This is a genomic window from Pseudochelatococcus sp. B33, assembly GCF_053570585.1.
On record NZ_JBSEFH010000002.1, the window covers coordinates 79470 to 96303 of the forward strand.

Sequence of the window (16834 nt, forward strand, 5' to 3'; positions counted from 1 at the left end):
TCAATGACCGTCACGACAGCCGATCTTTCCCGCGCTGCGATTGGTGCGCGGCCCATGCCCAGCATGCGCCGCTCCTTCACCGAAGCGCGCAACCTGCGCAGTTTACTCCTGACGGTGTTCGTCTGGTTCCTGGCGCTCGTTGCCTCGGTGCCGCTGTTCTCCGTGCTCTACATGCTGATTTCGCAGGGCGGCGCGCGGCTCAGCCTCGACCTGTTCACGCAGCTTCCCCCGGCCGGCTTCATGCAGGGCGGCGGCTTCGGCAACGCGATCATCGGCACGCTGGTGATGGTGGGCATCGGTTCGCTGCTCGCCATCCCGATCGGGATCCTGGGCGGCGCCTATCTCGGCGCGATCGCGCCCGACAGCAAGCTGTCGGAGGGCGTGCGCTTCGTCGCCAAGGTGCTGACCGGCTTCCCCTCGATCCTCGTCGGTGTGTTCGTGTTCGGCGCGATGGTGCAGGCCATGGGGACGTTCTCGGCGCTCGCCGGCGGTGTCGCGCTCGCCGTCGGCATGCTGCCCACCGTGATGCTGACCTCGGAGCAGGCGATCCGCATGGTGCCCCAGCGCATGAAGGACGCCGCCACCGGCATCGGCTGCACCACGACGCAGACGGTGTGGAAGGTGGTGCTGCCCACCGCGCTCCCCGGCATCATGACCGGCATCATGCTCGGCATCGCCTCGGCGGCCGGTGAATCGGCGCCGCTGCTGTTCACGGCGCTGTTCAGCAACTTCTGGCTGGAGAGTCTGGTCGAGCCGACGGCGTCGCTGTCGATCCTCATCTACAACTTCTCGGGCATGCCTTTCCCGAACCAGATCCAGCTCGCCTGGTCCGCATCGCTCGTGCTGGTGCTGATCGTGCTCGTCTTCAACATCCTCAGCCGGCTCTTCGGGAACCGGAAAGTCTAACGCTGCCGTCGGAGTAGGCCAATGACCCTCAACCTGTCCACCCCATCCGCCGCCGCAGACCGGGCTACGGCTGTCGACGCATCCCAATATGCGATCTCGGCGAACATCGACAAGATCTACTACGGCGACTTCCTCGCCGTGCGCGATGCCGTCATCGGCATCGAGAAGGGCAAGATCACCGGCTTCATCGGCCCCTCGGGCTGCGGCAAGTCCACGGTGCTGCGCAGCCTCAACCGCATGAACGACCTCATCCCGATCTTCCGCCTCGAGGGCCGGGTCGACTTCATGGGGCAGGACATCTACGCCAAGGACATCGACCCCGTGTCGGTGCGCCGCCACATCGGCATGGTGTTCCAGCAGCCGAACCCCTTCTCGATGAGCATCTACGAGAACGTGGCCTTCGGCCTGCGCCTCAACCGCTTCAAGGGCAACCTCGACGAGCAGGTGGAGCGCTCCCTGCGCCGCGCCGGCCTGTGGAACGAGGTCAAGGACAAGCTGAAGCAGAACGGCCTTGCCCTTTCCGGCGGCCAGCAGCAGCGCCTGTGCATCGCCCGCGCCATTGCCATCGAGCCCACCGTGCTGCTGATGGACGAGCCGTGCTCGGCGCTCGACCCGATCGCGACCCGCATCGTCGAGGAGCTGATGCTGGAGCTGAAGGCCGACTACAGCGTCGCCATCGTGACCCACAACATGCAGCAGGCGCAGCGCGTGGCCGACATCACGGCGTTCTTCTCCGTCGATGTCTCCAAGGGCGGGCGCACCGGCTATCTCGTGGAGAAGGGCCCGACGGGCGAGCTCTTCGCCAATCCCCGCGAACAGCTCACGCGCGAATACGTGTCCGGCCAGTTCAGCTAAGGAGGGGGCCATGGAATGCACGGGTCTCAACAGGGCGCTGCGGACAGCGGCGCTTGCCGCGGTCGTTTGCCTTGCAGGCGGAGCGCAGGCAGTCGAGCTCAAGGGGGCGGGGGCGACGTTCCCCACCAACCTTTACAAGGAGTGGATCAGCACGTTCAACAGTGCCAATCCCGACATCGTCGTCAGCTATGACGCCGTCGGCAGCGGCGAGGGCATCCGGCGCTTCCTCGCCGGCGAGATCGCCTTCGGTGGCACCGAGCGCCCCCTGACCGACGAGCAGGCCGCAAAGGTGCCCGAGGGCGCGCTGCACGTGCCCACCACCGCCGGCATGGTCGTGCTCGCCTACAACATTCCCGGCCTGACCGAGGATCTGCGCCTCAGCCGGCAGGCGCTGGTCGCCGTTCTGAGCGGCCAGGTGAAGACCTGGAACGACCCGCTCCTGCAGGAGGCCAACCCGGGCGTCACGCTGCCGGAGAAGAACATTGCCCTCGTCGGCCGCCGCGACTCGAGCGGCACGACCTTCTCCCTCACCAACCACCTCGCGACGGTGAGCGATACCTGGAAAGAGGTCGGCACCACCGTCGCGTGGCCGGGCAACGCCCAGATCGTGTCCGGCAACGAGGGCGTCGCCGGGCGCATCGCCATTGCGGAATATTCGATCGGCTACGTCGAATATTCCTTCGCCGCGCAACTCGGCCTGCGCACCGCGCTGGTCGAGAACAAGGCCGGCCAGTTCGTGCGCGCGGACGGCGCCTCGGGCGCCGCGGCCCTCGCCTCGGTGGTCGACACCCTGCCCGCGGACGGACGCCAGCTCATCCCCGATCCGGCCGGCGAGACGGTCTATCCCATCGTCTCCTACAGCTGGATGCTGCTGCGCCGGGAGAACAAGGACCCGGCGATCACGGACGGCCTGAGGCGCTTCGTCGGCTGGGGGCTGGTCGAGGGCCAGGCTCTCGCCGACAAGCTCGGCTATATCCCGCTGCCCGCACCCGTCGTGAGCCGCGCGCAGGCGATCCTGGCGGAGCTGCGCTGACGCGCGATCATAGCGCCCGCGCAGTCAATCGGCGCGGCCGGGATGGCGGGCATCTTCCAGGATGCCGTCCCGGCCGGGCGCAGCGCACGACGAAGGGGATTGGCCCTTCGCGCGGTCGCTGCGCGATCCGCCGGTCCGGGGCAAGATCCGATCGACCGGGCTTCGGCAGCGCTCTTGCGGTCATCATTCGAGCGGGCGCTGATCGGAAGCGCTCCAACGTTAAGCGATCCATTGTGGCCAACCCTCCTCGACAAGATGCGACGCCCGGCTCGCCGCACGACGATCGTCAGGCGGACGACGGCACGCGCGCCAAACCGGACGCCAAGCCGGGCGCCAAGCCGGGCGCCAAGCCGGATACGCCTGCGGGAGAGAAATCCGGTTCGAATTTTCTCGATGAGTATATCAAGCTGAATACGAAAATCGTTCAGAATGTCATCGACAGCTTTAGCCTGAACGGTTTTTATTTCATGTTCGACAACGTGTTCAAGCTGATGGGCGGTCCGAGCCTCGCGTCTTCCGCCCGTGATGCGGAAGGCTTGCCCCGGCAGGGCGGGGGCGGTGTCCGGCCGGCGATGAACCTCCGGGAGATCGAGGACGCATTGACGCGCCTGATGGCTGTGGCGGTGCGGCCCAAGGCGGACGGTTTCGCCACTAAGGAGCCGTTGTCCTCCGACATCATTCGCCGCATGATGAACGGCTACGCCTATGTCGACCAATTGCTGTGCGACGGGGTGGACCTGTTCAGCCACGGCAGTTCGCATCACTGGCTGGAGCTCAATCATCTCGTTCTGTGCGGCACGACCCCCGAACGGCGGGAGCAGTTTCGCCATCACATCGAGGAGACGGAGCGCCGCTTCTACGACGATTCCGTCGGCGGCATCGGCGAGCGGATGGAGTGGCTGTCGCGCCGGCGCGCCGACGGGCCAGTGGCGCTGGCGGCGGGCATTTTCCTGCATATAACGAGCTCGCCGCAACTCTTCATCGAGGGCAACTGCCGCACGGCGACCCTGATCGCGAGCCATGCGCTGGTATCGGCCGGGCTGCCGCCGATCGTCGTCACCGAGCGGAACTATCAGGCCTTCTTCGCGCTCACCGACGACTGCAAGCTCATCGAGCGGCCGCGCTGGGATCAGGCCCTGACGTTCCGCCGCGAGAGCGGCCGGATCGAGGAGTTCATCCGCGCGACGGCGGACCGGCGCTACCTTGCCGACGGCGCTGCCCCGGCCGGCGCGGCGCGCCCGCCCGATGCGTGAGGCGCCGTTGCCCGGAGCGCTTTCCGGTCAAATGGAAACGTTCGATCGATCAGAATTCGCTTAAAGATGCCCTCTATAGCATCAAGCCGAAAAGTGCACACACTTTTCGGCTTGATGAGTAAACAAAAGATAGAGCGGCGATCCGATTCAATTCGAACGTCCGCTGCTTTAACGGACCCACCGGGCCGCCGCGGTATCGCAAACGACATTTGACGTTCGGGCCGCTTTCTGCAAGTATTCAGACAGACTGTGTTCCGGGCTCTTGCGGCGGAAGGCGGCCCTGTTTCGATATGAACATGTAATTTTTTATAGAATATTTCTACATCAGAATACAATATCTTTTATAAACAACATTAGTATATTTTATTTGATGAGGGTTTATATTATGATCGGCAATGTTTTGAATGTGTTGAATGGCGTTCCGCGTTTCATGACTCTCCCGCATGGGCCGAACAACACGGCCCACCGTGGCTGGCGCGGGAGAAACCGGATGGGGCTGGTGATGAACCTTCAGGAAATAGGGGGGGCGCTGGCGGGTCTGATGAAGGTGTCGAAGCGGCCCGACGCGGCGGGCTTCGACGACAAGGAACCGCTCTCCGTCGATGTGATCCGCCGCATGATGAACGGCTACGCCTATGTCAACGACTTGTTGCGCGAGGGCGTCGACCTGTTCAATTACGGCAGCTCGCAACACTGGCTGGAGCTCAACCATCTGGTTCTGTGCGGCAGGACGCCCGAGCGGCGCCAGCAGTTCCGCGTCCATATCGAGCAGACGGAGCGCCGCTTCTACGACGATTCCGTCGGCGGCATCGGCGAGCGGATCGAATGGCTGCTGCGCCATCGCGCGAGCGGGCCGGAGGCGCTGGCGGCGGGCATCTTTCTGCACGTGACGAGTTCGCCGCAGCTCTTCATCGAGGGCAACCGCCGCACGGCGACCCTCATCGCCAGCTATGCGCTGGTGTCGCACGGCCTGCCGCCGCTCGTCGTGACCGAACGGGATTATCGGGCGTTCTTCGCGCTCACCGACGGCTGCAAGCACATCGAACGGCCGCGCTGGGATCAGGCCCTGATATTCCGGCGCGAGAGCGGCCGGATCGAGCAGTTCATCGCCGCCGCCGCCAACCGGCGCTATCTGATCGACAACGACGATCCCGACGCGTGATGCTCTAACTTATTGATTTTGAGTGAATTCCTATCGTTCAAACGATTCCGTTTGAACGATAGGCGCTCTATCGCCCGTGCAGCTTGCCGAGCCGCCGCAGCAGTTCCTCGGGGGCCTGCTCGGCGGTCTTCAGGGTGCCGGCGTAGATCGCGCCGCTGTTGCCGTCGAGGGTGATGCTGCTGCCCGGGTCGAGCCAGCGCTCGCCGAAGCCGATGCTGCCGGTCTTCTCGTCGATGCGCAGCGCCTCGCAGCCGACGAGGCAGACCTTGCCGAGCTGGCGCGCCACCACGGCGGCGTGCGACGTGCGCGCGCCGTGGCGGGTGAGGAGGCCGTCCGCCACGTCGAGAAGGGCGACGTCATGGGTCTCAGCGTTGCGCCGCACCAGGATCACGCGCTTGCCCTCCGCCCGCAGGGCATCCACCTGCGCCGCGTCCAGCGCGGCGGCGCCGCTCGCCACGCCGCTCGCGGCCGTCGCGCCGTGGCCAAGCGCGGTCGGCGGCGCGCCGTCCTCGGCCACGATGACCCGCGTCGTCAGCGCGGCGGCGTCGAGGTCGCGCGTACGGGCGCGTGCGGTGTCGGCGTCGATCAGCCCCTCGTCGGCCATGTCGAGGGCGATGCGGGCGGTCGCCTGGGGCGTGCGCTTGCCGTCGCGCGTCTGCAGCAGGAAGAGCTCGCCGTTCTCCACGGTGAACTCGAAATCCTGCATGTCGCCGAAATGCCGCTCCAGTACCTTCGTCGCCGCGACGAGCTCGTCCCACACCTGGGGCGCGACCGACGCGAGCCGCTCGTGCCCCTGGGCGCTACGCCGGCCGCTGACCACGTCCTCGCCCTGGGCGTTGAACAGGAAGTCGACCCACGGCGCGGGCTCGCCGTCGCTCGGGTTGCGGGTGAAGCCCACGCCCGCGCCCGAGACGCCGCCGGCATTGCCGAACACCATGCGCTGCACCGTCACCGCCGTGCCCATGGCGTCGTCGAGCCCGCGCATCTTGCGATAGGCGACGGCCTTGGCGCTCGACCACGAGTGGAACACCGCGCGGATGGCGGCCTGCAGCTGCGCCGTCGCATCTTGTGGGAAAGCCTCGCCCGCCAGCCGCCGGTAGGTGTCGAGATGGCGCTGCGCCAGGTCGCGCAGCGCGGCGAAGTCGAGCGACCGCTCGTCCTCGCCCGGCGCCTGCCCCTTGCGCACGGCGTCGAGGTCCTCCTCGAAGGCGTTCGCCTCGATGCCCGCCACCACCTCGCCGTAGCCGGCGATCAGCCGCCGGTAGGCATCCCACGTCAGCCGGGGATGGCCGGTCAGGCGGATCAGCCCCGGCAGCGTCGTCTCGGTCAGGCCGATGTTGAGCAGCGTGTCCATCATCCCCGGCATCGACACCGGCGCGCCCGAGCGCACGGACAGCAGCAGCGGGCGCCGGGGATCGCCGAAGCGCAGGTCCGTCGCGGATTCGAGCCAGTCCAGCGCCTCCCGCCACAGCGCGGGCGTGACCGTGCCGGGCGCGGCGCAGAAGCCCGTTCCGAGTACGAAGGCGGGGGGCACGTTGAGGCCCAGCGCTGCCATCCGGGCGAGGTTATAGGCCTTGAAGCCGAGCGCCTCGGCCGAGGCGCCGGCGTCGAGGGTCTCGCCCCCGGCAATCCTGTAGATCCGCCGGTAGACCGGCTCCTGGTTGACCGGCTCCTGCTCTGTCACGCCTGCCTCCCTTCACGATCGGCGCCGACCCGCGTGAAGACGAGGCCGCGCATGGCATAGCCGGTCCGCAGCAGCGCGTCGGTCGATGCCTCCAGCGCGCCGGCGAAATCGTTGCCGAGGCTGAGGGAGGCCGCATCCGACACGTGACGCGCGAACAGTCGCCGCACGTCGCGCGTCAGCGCATCGCACGAGCGCTCGGCGTTGACCACCCGCCAGCACGCGGCGAGGAACTCGTCCTGGTCCCCGGCGAGGCTCGCCTCGGTCAGCGTGCGCGCCACCGCCAGCGCCTTGACGTGGTCCTGCGCCGCCTCCAGCACCTTGTCGGCGAGCCGGCGCAGCACGGCGCGCAATTCGTCGTTCCAGCCCCGGGAATGGTCCTCGGCGATCAGCGACAGCAGGAAGGCGGCTTCCTCCAGCGCGTCGGCCGCGTCGTCGGCGCATTCGATCAGCCGCCGGAACGGCAGCCGGCGCGGGTTGACCTCCGCCTGCTCGCGCAGGCGGATGACGAGATGATCGGCCTTGCGCTCCCAGGCCTTGGCGCGCTCGGCGAGCTTCTGCGTCGCCGCGAGGTCGGTCTCGTGGCCGTAGGCGAGGGCGTCGCGGATGCCTTCCGCCAGCGCATGGCAGTAGGCGGCATGCTCGCCGAGCAGCGCGAATTCGTCGCGGTGGCGGCTGACATGGCGCGACAGCAGCAGCCGCACCTGATCGGCGATGAGGCTTGTCGTCTGCCCGGCAAGCATCGCCTGGGCGCACAGCGCCAGCGTCTCCACCAGAAAGTCGCGCGCCTCCTCCGCGCCCAGCACCGTGTCGAGCTGGTCGCCGATGTGGAAATGGTCGGGCGAGAGGGCTTCCATGGCATCGAACACGAGCCGTTCGGCTCCCGCGAGCAGCCAGCCCATGTGGCCGGTCTCGTGCCGCGCGGCCTGCGTGAGCACCTCGATGGACAGCGATTTGGCGACGAGCCGGTTCAGCCGCTTGCGCGCCCGGTTCCAGTCGATCAGGAACACGATGCGCCCCGCAAGCCCCTCCAGCGCGGTATCGAGCGCCGCCGTGTCGGCGCAGTCGAAGCGCGCGTTGCCGACGATGTAGTCCGCGCCGAGGTTGAGGCCGGCGTTGCGGCGCGTGCCGATGTCCGACCATTGCGCGCCGATCTCCGCCAGCAGGTTGCGGAAGAACGTGAAGCGGCGCTCGTGCAGGTCGGAATAGGTGAGGGTGATGGCGAGCCCTTCGACCTTGACCACGAGCACATGCACGTCGTTGGTGCCGATGTCGTTCTGGATCAGCAGGACGGGGCCGTCGCGCGTCGCCGCGGTGTCAAGGCCGGGATGGTCGAACTTCAGGCCCCGCGTGCGGTTGAGCCCGCGCATGAAGGCGGCGACGCGCTCCCGGTCGTCGGCGCCGATCTGCCAGACATGGGCGCCGTCGACGGTCTCGTCCGACAGGTCCGCCGCGAGCTGGTTCAGGCTCTTGTGCAGGTCCATCACCAGAATGTGGAACGTGTCGTCGCCGTCCCGCCGCCCGCTCGTCAGCGCCGCGAGCCGGGCGGCGTCGAGCACGCCGGCGTCGAGCCCCTTCAGCCAGCCGCGCCAGTGCGCGACCCGTTCGAGCTGCGCCCTGTGGGGCGCGTCCGTGCTCTCCTCCAGCGGCCGGGCCATCAGGCCGATATCCTCGTCGAGGCGTTCGCCCAGCTTCGGCAGGTCGGCCAGATGCAGCGTGCCGTTCTCCATCCACGCCTTGTCCTGCATGGCCAGCATCCACGGCGCATCGACGCGCGCGGCGGCGTAGTCGTGGCGCAGGTCGAGCAGCGGCGCCGTGCTGTCCGCGGCATGGGCTGCGGCGGCCTGCAGCGCGGTCAGCGCGAACTTGAGCCGGTCGTTGGCCGCGAGCGCGGCCTTGATCCGCGCCGGCAGCAGCAGCTTCGATTGCCCGAGGGCGGCAACGACATCCGTCTTTTCCATAGTGTCGATCCCTCTCAAGCATCAAACCAAAAAGCGGATGCCGCGGCACCGTCGCTTGGGTGAGCTCCTAGCGACCCGATACAAATGTTTTGTGTCGGTTTTCGGTCCCCTCTTCGGGCGAATACGGAAGATCGCCGCCATCGCGTCGCTATCAATGAGTTTGGCGGCGCCCGGGCGCATTGACAAGCGTCAACGACAGCCGATACTCGCCCCGATAAGACTGCCGGCGCCGCCCCGGAAAGCTCTGGCCGGCGGATGGCCATGCATCGGGAGAGCACCACAATGCCGTCAGTATCGGACACCGCCGCGTCACCCGCTCTTCCCGCCGTTCTTCCGTCCGCTCCCTCGACCACCCGGCGGCTGTCGCACCTCATTCCTCTGCCCGAGCCCATTGCGGAGCAGGAAGGGTTCAAGGCCATCGACCGCATCCGCGAGGCGCTGAGCGCCCAGTTCACCGGCGGCCTGTCGCCGGCGGCCCTGTCGATCGCCTATCTCGACTGGGCGATCCACCTCGCGCACGCCCCCGGCAAGCGCGCCGAGCTCGCCTACAGGGCGGCGAACAAGGCGCTCCGCCTGCTGAACTGCATCGCCGCGTCGGTGATCGATCACGAAACCCCGCCATGCATCGCCCCCCAGCCGGGCGACCGCCGGTTCAGCGATCCCGCGTGGCAGGAGGCGCCGTTCCGTTTCTGGTCGCAGGCGTTCCTGCTCCATCAGGAATGGTGGGACAGCATGACCCGCGACGTGCCGGGCGTGACACCGCATCACGAGGATGTCATCGCCTTCTGCGCCCGGCAGATCCTTGACGTGTTCTCGCCCTCCAACAATCCCTTCACCAACCCGGAAGTGATCCGCAAGACCATGGAGACGGGGGGCGCGAGCCTCGTTCAGGGCTTCCACAACTGGCTGGAGGACGCGGCGCTGCAGGCGACGCGGCAGCCGCCCGTGGGATCGGAGAACTTCGTCGTCGGCCACGATGTCGCCGTCACGCCTGGCAAGGTCGTCTACCGCAACCATCTGATCGAGCTGATCCAGTATTCGCCGACCACCGAGACGGTTTTCGCCGAGCCGCTGCTGATCGTGCCGGCGTGGATCATGAAGTACTACATTCTCGATCTGTCGCCGCACAATTCGCTGATCCGGTATCTGGTCGCCCAGGGCCATACCGTCTTCTGCATCTCGTGGCGCAACCCCGGCGTCGAGGACCGCTATCTCACCCTGGGGGAGTATCGCCGGCAAGGCGTGATGGCTGCACTCAACGCGATCAACGCCATCGTCCCCGGCCAGAAGATCCACGCCGCCGGCTACTGCCTCGGCGGCACCCTGCTGACGATCGCCGCCGCCGCCATGGCGCGGGGGGGCGACGACCGCCTCGCCACGGTGACGCTTCTCGCCGCGCAGACGGATTTTTCGGAGCCGGGCGAACTCGCCCTGTTCATCGACCACAGCCAGGTGCATTTCATCGAGAGCATGATGTGGAACCGGGGCTATCTCGATTCCGAGCAGATGGCCGGCGCGTTCCAGCTTCTGCGCTCCAACGATCTCATCTGGTCGCGCCTCGTGCACGATTACCTGATCGGCGAGCGCACGCCGATGATCGACCTGATGGCATGGAACGCCGATTCCACCCGCATGCCCTACCGGATGCATTCCGAATATCTGCAGCGGCTCTATCTCGACAACGAGCTGGCGGTCGGGCGTTTCCTGGTCGACGGCCGCCCGGCCGCGGTGCAGAACATCCGCACGCCGCTGTTCGTGGTCGGCACGGAGCGCGACCACGTCGCGCCGTGGCGCTCCGTCTACAAGATCCACTACCTCAGCGACACGGAGGTCACCTTCGTGCTCACCAGCGGCGGGCACAATGCGGGCATCGTGAGCGAGCCGGGGCGGCCGCGCAGACGCTTCCGCATCGCCCAGAAGCGGGCCGACGACATCTGCCTGAGCCCGGAGGAATGGGCGCAGGCGGCGGAAGTGCGGGAGGGATCGTGGTGGCCGGCGTGGGCGCAGTGGCTCGCTGACCGCGTCCTGCCGGAACGCGTGCCCGCCCGCGCGCCGGGCGCAGCCGAGAGGGGATTTCCCCCGATGGGCGACGCGCCGGGGACCTACGTCCTGCAACGGTGACGTCGGCCGCCGGCGGCGGCCCGTGCCCCTTTCGCTCAGACGATCAGGCCGTCACGCTGCGGCGCCTTGACCGCGTGCTCCTTCAAGAGCTTGCCCGTCGCCGGGTCGATCTCGCGCAGCACCACCCGGTAGCCCCAGACGGCGGCGAGGTTCTGCAGCACCTGCTCGATGTCCTTCTCGTAGAGCAGCACGCCGTTGACCGTCGCGTGCTGCAGGGTGAGCTGGCGGTCGCCATCGAGGTCGACATCGACGATCTGGATGTCCGCCTGCTGCCAGCCGATGTCGTACTGGCGGGCGAGCGCGTTGCGGATGCGCCGGTAGCCGCGCTCGTCGTGGATCGCGCCCACCACCATGGTCGGCCGGCTGGCGTCGTCCTCCAGATGGAACAGCCGCCACTCGCGGATGAGGCGCGGGCTGAGATACTGGGCCAGGAAGCTTTCATCGCGAAAATTCGCCCACACGTGCTTGAGCACCTCCACCGCGTCGCCACGGCCGGCGATGTCGGGGAACCATTCGCGGTCCTCGTCCTCGGGCGTCTCGCAGATGCGCACGATGTCCTGCATCATGGCGAAGCCGATGGCGTAGGGGTTCAGCCCGCTGTAATAGGGCTGGTCGTAGGTGGGCTGCATGATGACGTTGGCGTGCGACTGCAGGAATTCCAGGAACGCGCCGTCGTTGATGGAGCCCTGCTCGTGCAGCTGCGTCATGATCCGGTAGTGGCACCAGGTGGCGCAGCCCTCGTTCATCACCTTGGTCTGCGACTGGGGATAGAAATACTGCGCCACGTGGCGGACGATGCGCAGCACCTCACGCTGCCACGGCTGCAGCAGGGGCGCGGTCTTCTCGAGGAAGTAGAGGATGTTCTCCTCGGGCAGCTTGAGCAGCGCGCGCCGGCGCTCGGCGGACGAGCGGCCCACCGCCCGCTGCGACTGGCCCGGCACGGTGCGCCACAGGTCGTTGTACACCTGTTCCTGATAGGCTTGGCGCTCCACCTCGCGCTGCTTCTCGGCCTTGAGGTCGAGCCGGGCGCGGCGCGGGTAGCGGTGCACGCCCTGATTCTGCAGCGAATGCGCCACGTCGAGCAGCCGCTCCACGGCCGAAAGGCCGTAGCGCTCCTCGCACTGGGTGATGTAGCGCTTGGCGAAGGCGAGATAGTCGAGAATGCCCTCGGCGTCGGTCCATTGCCGGAACAGGTAGTTGTTCTTGAAGAAATGGTTGTGGCCGAAGGCCGCGTGGGCGATCACCAGCGTCTGCATCATGGCGGTGTTCTCCTCCATGATGTAGCTGATGCAGGGGTTCGAGTTGATGACGATCTCGTAGGCGAGCCCGCCCATGCCCTTGCGGTAGATCATCTCGTGGTGGGCGAACTGCTTGCCGAACGACCAGTGCCGATAGAGCTGCGGCATGCCGGTGGAGGCGTAGGCGTCGAGCATCTGCTCGGCCGTGATCACCTCGATCTGGTTGGGATAGGTGTTGAGGCCGAGCTTCCTGCGCGCCACTTCCTCGACGGTGTCGTGGATGCGCTGGATGGTGCTGAAATCCCAGTCGCTCCCCTCGTAGAGCAGCGGATATTTGTCGGAGATGGCGACCATCACGCCCCTCCCTCGTCGGCGCCGTTGCGGCGGAACAGCTCGCGGAACACGGGGTAGATCTCGCGCCGGTGCCAGACCTTGCGCATGACGAAGTGGCCGCCCCCGGGCACCTGCGTCTCGTAGGTGCGCCACAGGTCGGTGGTGCGCGTCACCACGCCTGCCGGCAGGTTGCTGTCGCCGCGCCCCACTTCGAGATAGGCGAAATACTGGCAGATCGGCAGGATCTGCTCGTTGACGAGCTTGGCCACGCGGGAGCTGTCGGTGCCGATGTTGTCGCCGTCCGACGCCTGCGCCACGTAGATGTTCCAGTCGTCCGGGTCGTAGCGCTCGCGCACCACGCGCAGCATCTCGTCGAGCGCCGTCGAGACGATGGTGCCCCCCGTCTCCGGGCTGTGGAAGAACGTATCCTCGTCCACCTCCTCGGCGTGGTCGGTGTGGCGGACGAACACCACGTCGACGTTGCGATAGCTGCGGCGCAGGAAGATGTGCAGCAGCGCGTAGAAGCGCTTCGCGAGGTCCTTCATGTGCTCGCTCATCGAGCCCGACACGTCCATGAGGCAGAACATCACCGCCTGCGCCACCGGGCGCGGCGTCAGCTCGTAGCGGCGGTAGCGCAGGTCGATGGGGTCGATGTAGGCGATGCGCCGGCTGCGCGTCAGCAGGCGCTGGTGTTCGGCCCGCAGGGCTTCCAGCCGCAGCGGATCGTCGCCGCTCGCGGTGAGCGCGCCGATTTCCTCCTCGAGCTCGCGGAGCGTCTCGCGTCCCGGCCGGTGCAGGGCGATGCGCCGCGACAGGGCGTTGCGCATGGTGCGCGTCACCGACAGGGCCGACGGCGAGCCGGTGGTGGAATAGCCCGCCCGGCGCGGCTCCTTGGTGTCGGCGCCGGTCAGCTTGCGCTTGGCGAGGTTGGGCAGTTCGAGATCGTCGAGGAACAGGTCGAGGTATTCCTCGCGCGTCAGCAGGAAGCGGAAGGCGTCCTCGCCGCTGCCCTCGCCCGCCTCCGGCCCGCTGCCACCACCGCCTCCGGGCGGCGGGCGGCGCAGGTTGTCGCCCTCGACGTATTCCTTGTTGCCCGGCAGCACATAGTCGCGCCTGCCGCCGCCGGCGCCACGGCGCAGGACGGGCTCGTGCACGCCCTCGCGGACGATGGTGACCTCGCCGCCCTGGTCCAGATCCCTGATGCTGCGGTTCTTGAAATCCTCACGGACGGCCCGCTGAACCAGGTTTTTCGCCCGGCGCAGGAACCGTTGCCGGTTGGTGAAACTCCTGCCTCCCGGATTGAGGCGTCGATCGATTATATGCACAGAAGCATCACCCCGATGGAGTCCGAAGCGGCACGGCGTGCGCCGCCTCTTCCCTGAAACCGATGAGGTCCGCCGCTTCTGTCAAATCGTCGAACCTCCCTCTCTTTGCCGCTCCGCCGCCATTCCGGACGGAAAAGTGCCGGGCACTCTCCCCGGAACGGCCCGCGAACGGTCAGCCCGCCTGCTTCACGCGCATGTACCATTCGACCAGGCGGCGCACCTGCCGCTCAGTATATCCTCTTTCACTCATGCGATGCACGAATTCGTCGTGCTTCTTCTCCGTCTCGCCGTCCTTCTTCGAGCCGAAGCTGATGACCGGCAAGAGATCCTCTACCTGGCTGAACATGCGCCGCTCGATCACCTCGCGGATTTTTTCGTAACTCGTCCACGACGGGTTGGCCCCGCCGTGGTGGGCGCGCGTGCGCAGGGCGAACTTCACCACCTCGTTACGGAAATCCTTGGGGTTCGCGATGCCGGCCGGCTTCTCGATCTTGGTCAGCTCCTGGTTGATCAGCTCGCGGTCGAGCAGCTGCCCGGTGTCGGGATCCTTGAAGTCCTGATCCTCGATCCACGCATCGGCGTAGGCCACGTAACGGTCGAACAGGTTCTGGCCGTAGTCGTGGTAGGATTCGAGATAGGCCTTCTGGATCTCGTGGCCGATGAACTCGGCGTAGCGGGGCGCGAGCTCGCCCTTGATGAACTCCAGATAGCGCTTCTCGGTTTCGGCCGGGAGCTGCTCCTGGCGGATCATCTGCTCGAGCACGTACATCAGATGCACGGGATCGGCCGCGACCTCGGTGGTGTCGTAGTTGAAGGCCGCCGCCAGCGCCTTGAAGGCGAAGCGGGTGGAGATGCCGTCCATGCCTTCATCGACGCCGGCCGCGTCCTTGTATTCCTGCAGGCTGCGGGCGCGCGGGTCGATCTCGCGCAGGTTCTCGCCGTCATAGACGCGCATCTTCGAGAACAGGTTGGAATTCTCGTGCTCGCGCAGGCGCGACAGCACCGAGAAGCGCGCCAGGAGCTCCAGCGTGCCGGGCGCGCAGGCCGCCTCCGACAGTTCGGAGCCGCGCACGAGCTTCTCGTAGATCTTCTGCTCCTCGTGCACCCTGAGGCAGTAGGGCACCTTGATGACGTAGATGCGGTCGATGAAGGCTTCGTTGTTCTTGTTGTTCTTGAAGTTCTGCCACTCGGACTCGTTCGAGTGCGCCAGGATGACGCCGGTGAACGGAATCGCGCCGATGTTCTCCGTGCCGACGTAGTTGCCTTCCTGCGTCGCGGTGAGCAGCGGGTGCAGCATCTTGATCGGCGCCTTGAACATCTCGACGAACTCGAGCATGCCCTGGTTGGCGCGGTTGAGGCCGCCGGAGTAGCTGTAGGCGTCCGGATCGTTCTGCGACAGGTGCTCGAGCTGGCGGATGTCGACCTTGCCGACCAGCGCCGAGATGTCCTGGTTGTTCTCGTCGCCCGGTTCCGTCTTGGCGATGGCTTCCTGCCTCAGCCGCGAGGGCAGGATGCGCACCACCTTGAACTTGGAGATGTCGCCGCCGAATTCCTCCAGCCGCTTGCGGCACCACGGGCTGATGAGCCCGGTGAGGCGGCGCGCCGGGATGCCGTAATCGTCCTCCAGACGCGGCGCGAGCGAGGTGTCGAAGAGGCCGAGCGGGCTCTCGAACACCGGGCTCACCTGATCGCCGGCCTTGAGCACGTAGATGGGATGGACCTCCATCAGCGCCTTGATTCGTTCGGCCAGTGACGATTTGCCGCCGCCGACGGGCCCCAGCAGATAGAGAATCTGCTTGCGCTCCTCCAGCCCCTGCGCCGCGTGGCGGAAGAACGAGACGATGCGCTCGATCGTCTCCTCCATGCCATGGAATTCGGCAAAGCTCTTGTATTTGCGGATCGTCCGGTTCATGAAGATCCGGCCGAGACGCGGGTCGCGGGAGGTGTCGATGATCTCGGGCTCGCCGATGGCCGCCAGCAGACGCTCCGGCGCGCTGGCGTAAAACATGGGATCGCTGCGACAGCCCTTGAGGTATTCCTCAAGGGACATTTCAACCTGCCGCCGCGCTTCGAAAGCCTGTGCGTAGCTGGTGAAGAGATCGCCGTTCGCTGCCATTGCTGACCCTCAACCTTGAAAAAATGGATACCCCTGAAAACCCGCTCCTTCGAGCTATTCTGCTCCCCGACCTATCCGGACTGCAAAGCCATATTGCGCGTTTCCACATGACTTCACATAAGCACTGCGCCGGAAAAGCAACATATCCATGGCAGGGAATCATGCGATTCCCTTACCATCATCCGAATTGTGAGCCCTATTTCGCAGTTGCACAATTTCTTTTTGCGCCCTGCACGGGCCCGGGTGCCGGTCATCACGCGCTTGTCATCGCGGCCGCGGGAAGGGGCGCGGCCACTCCGGCGCCTTGCGGCTCCCGGCATAGAATTCTTTCCGGGAAACATACCACGTAAATATATATGAGATACTTCCAGATAGGAATTAATAATATCTTACAAAGATTTCATGTATGTGAAGTAGAGGTTGACCGGACGAACGAAACTTTCGGCGAATCGAAGCCGTGCAAACATGTTGCGGCGCAACATGTTCCGGCGCGCTCGTCGGCGAAACCTCCGCCGGGGGTGACAGGCGGAGGTTTCGTCGGGGGTTGTGGGCCACGCGGCCCGATATCCGGACGGGGATAGTTGGGGCGACGACGTCGGCATAACGGGTTTGGAGCACCGTCCGTGCGAGGCGGTCGCCGGTCTCGCTGCCCCGGCCGAGCGTCTTGATCATCACGAAGACGTGATCCCTGCGCCGGCCCGCCCGTGGCGGGGAACGCTGCCGGCGACGGCTCGCCCCACCGCCGACGGCCGACGCCATGCCTGCACTTACTGCCCGCCCCCATGCCCGCCCCATGCCCGCCCCCTGGGCGGGCTTGCGTCCGCGCAACCGCCCGATGAGGCAAACGGTC

Annotated in this window: 11 protein-coding genes; 6 read left to right on the forward strand and 5 right to left on the reverse strand. The window is 66.5% G+C overall.

Translation table 11 applies throughout. The features are described from left to right. Positions 1-3 precede the first annotated feature (3 nt). From pstA to ACUSIJ_RS02295, 5 genes are all read left to right on the forward strand, one after another. Complete coding sequence (pstA, locus tag ACUSIJ_RS02275) at positions 4-906, forward strand: phosphate ABC transporter permease PstA (RefSeq protein ID WP_449306739.1); 903 nt, start codon at positions 4-6, stop codon at positions 904-906. Between the two features lie 21 nt (positions 907-927). Next, positions 928-1761: a phosphate ABC transporter ATP-binding protein PstB gene (pstB, locus tag ACUSIJ_RS02280; RefSeq protein ID WP_449306740.1), complete on the forward strand. Its 834-nt coding sequence runs from the start codon at positions 928-930 to the stop codon at positions 1759-1761. Between the two features lie 10 nt (positions 1762-1771). Continuing rightward, complete coding sequence (gene pstS / locus ACUSIJ_RS02285) at positions 1772-2794, forward strand: phosphate ABC transporter substrate-binding protein PstS (RefSeq protein WP_449306741.1); 1023 nt, start codon at positions 1772-1774, stop codon at positions 2792-2794. 233 nt (positions 2795-3027) lie between these two features. Continuing rightward, positions 3028-4047 carry a hypothetical protein gene (locus tag ACUSIJ_RS02290; RefSeq protein ID WP_449306742.1) on the forward strand — a complete coding sequence of 340 codons (1020 nt, stop codon included), beginning with the start codon at positions 3028-3030 and terminating at the stop codon, positions 4045-4047. Between the two features lie 490 nt (positions 4048-4537). Beyond that, positions 4538-5209, forward strand: coding sequence for a hypothetical protein (locus ACUSIJ_RS02295; protein ID WP_449306743.1), 672 nt, complete (start codon positions 4538-4540; stop codon positions 5207-5209). Between the two features lie 67 nt (positions 5210-5276). Here the strand turns inward: ACUSIJ_RS02295 and ACUSIJ_RS02300 are convergent, their stop codons facing one another. Further along, a complete protein-coding gene (locus tag ACUSIJ_RS02300) occupies positions 5277-6893 on the reverse strand; it encodes a PEP/pyruvate-binding domain-containing protein (RefSeq protein ID WP_449306744.1) in 1617 nt (538 codons plus the stop codon). Then, the gene (locus ACUSIJ_RS02305; RefSeq protein WP_449306745.1) at positions 6890-8851 is read right to left on the reverse strand and encodes a DUF47 family protein; all 1962 of its coding nucleotides are present in this window, start codon (positions 8849-8851) and stop codon (positions 6890-6892) included. Before ACUSIJ_RS02305 ends, ACUSIJ_RS02300 begins: the two co-directional genes overlap by 4 nt. 282 nt (positions 8852-9133) lie before the next feature. On the opposite strand from ACUSIJ_RS02305, the gene ACUSIJ_RS02310 reads away from it, so the two are divergent. Then, positions 9134-10972 (forward strand): PHA/PHB synthase family protein, encoded by a 1839-nt coding sequence (locus ACUSIJ_RS02310; RefSeq protein WP_449306746.1) that lies wholly within the window; start codon positions 9134-9136, stop codon positions 10970-10972. Between the two features lie 35 nt (positions 10973-11007). Here the strand turns inward: ACUSIJ_RS02310 and ACUSIJ_RS02315 are convergent, their stop codons facing one another. The 3 genes from ACUSIJ_RS02315 to ACUSIJ_RS02325 form a co-directional block, all read right to left on the reverse strand. Further along, positions 11008-12564 (reverse strand): SpoVR family protein, encoded by a 1557-nt coding sequence (locus tag ACUSIJ_RS02315; protein ID WP_449306747.1) that lies wholly within the window; start codon positions 12562-12564, stop codon positions 11008-11010. Next, positions 12564-13868 carry a YeaH/YhbH family protein gene (locus ACUSIJ_RS02320; protein ID WP_449306748.1) on the reverse strand — a complete coding sequence of 435 codons (1305 nt, stop codon included), beginning with the start codon at positions 13866-13868 and terminating at the stop codon, positions 12564-12566. The genes ACUSIJ_RS02315 and ACUSIJ_RS02320 overlap by 1 nt, the downstream gene beginning before the upstream one ends. Positions 13869-14040: 172 nt before the next feature. Next, the gene (locus ACUSIJ_RS02325) at positions 14041-15984 is read right to left on the reverse strand and encodes a PrkA family serine protein kinase (RefSeq protein WP_449306749.1); all 1944 of its coding nucleotides are present in this window, start codon (positions 15982-15984) and stop codon (positions 14041-14043) included. Positions 15985-16834: the final 850 nt, after the last annotated feature.

Bases quoted from the DNA above. Each gene is read 5' to 3' on its own strand.
- ACUSIJ_RS02310 (WP_449306746.1), top strand. From the start codon at position 9,134: ATGCCGTCAGTATCGGACACCGCCGCGTCACCCGCTCTTCCCGCCGTT.
- ACUSIJ_RS02325 (WP_449306749.1), bottom strand. From the start codon at position 15,984: ATGGCAGCGAACGGCGATCTCTTCACCAGCTACGCACAGGCTTTCGAA.
- pstB (WP_449306740.1), top strand. From the start codon at position 928: ATGACCCTCAACCTGTCCACCCCATCCGCCGCCGCAGACCGGGCTACG.
- pstS (WP_449306741.1), top strand. From the start codon at position 1,772: ATGGAATGCACGGGTCTCAACAGGGCGCTGCGGACAGCGGCGCTTGCC.
- pstA (WP_449306739.1), top strand. From the start codon at position 4: ATGACCGTCACGACAGCCGATCTTTCCCGCGCTGCGATTGGTGCGCGG.
- ACUSIJ_RS02315 (WP_449306747.1), bottom strand. From the start codon at position 12,564: ATGGTCGCCATCTCCGACAAATATCCGCTGCTCTACGAGGGGAGCGAC.
- ACUSIJ_RS02295 (WP_449306743.1), top strand. From the start codon at position 4,538: ATGGGGCTGGTGATGAACCTTCAGGAAATAGGGGGGGCGCTGGCGGGT.
- ACUSIJ_RS02305 (WP_449306745.1), bottom strand. From the start codon at position 8,851: ATGGAAAAGACGGATGTCGTTGCCGCCCTCGGGCAATCGAAGCTGCTG.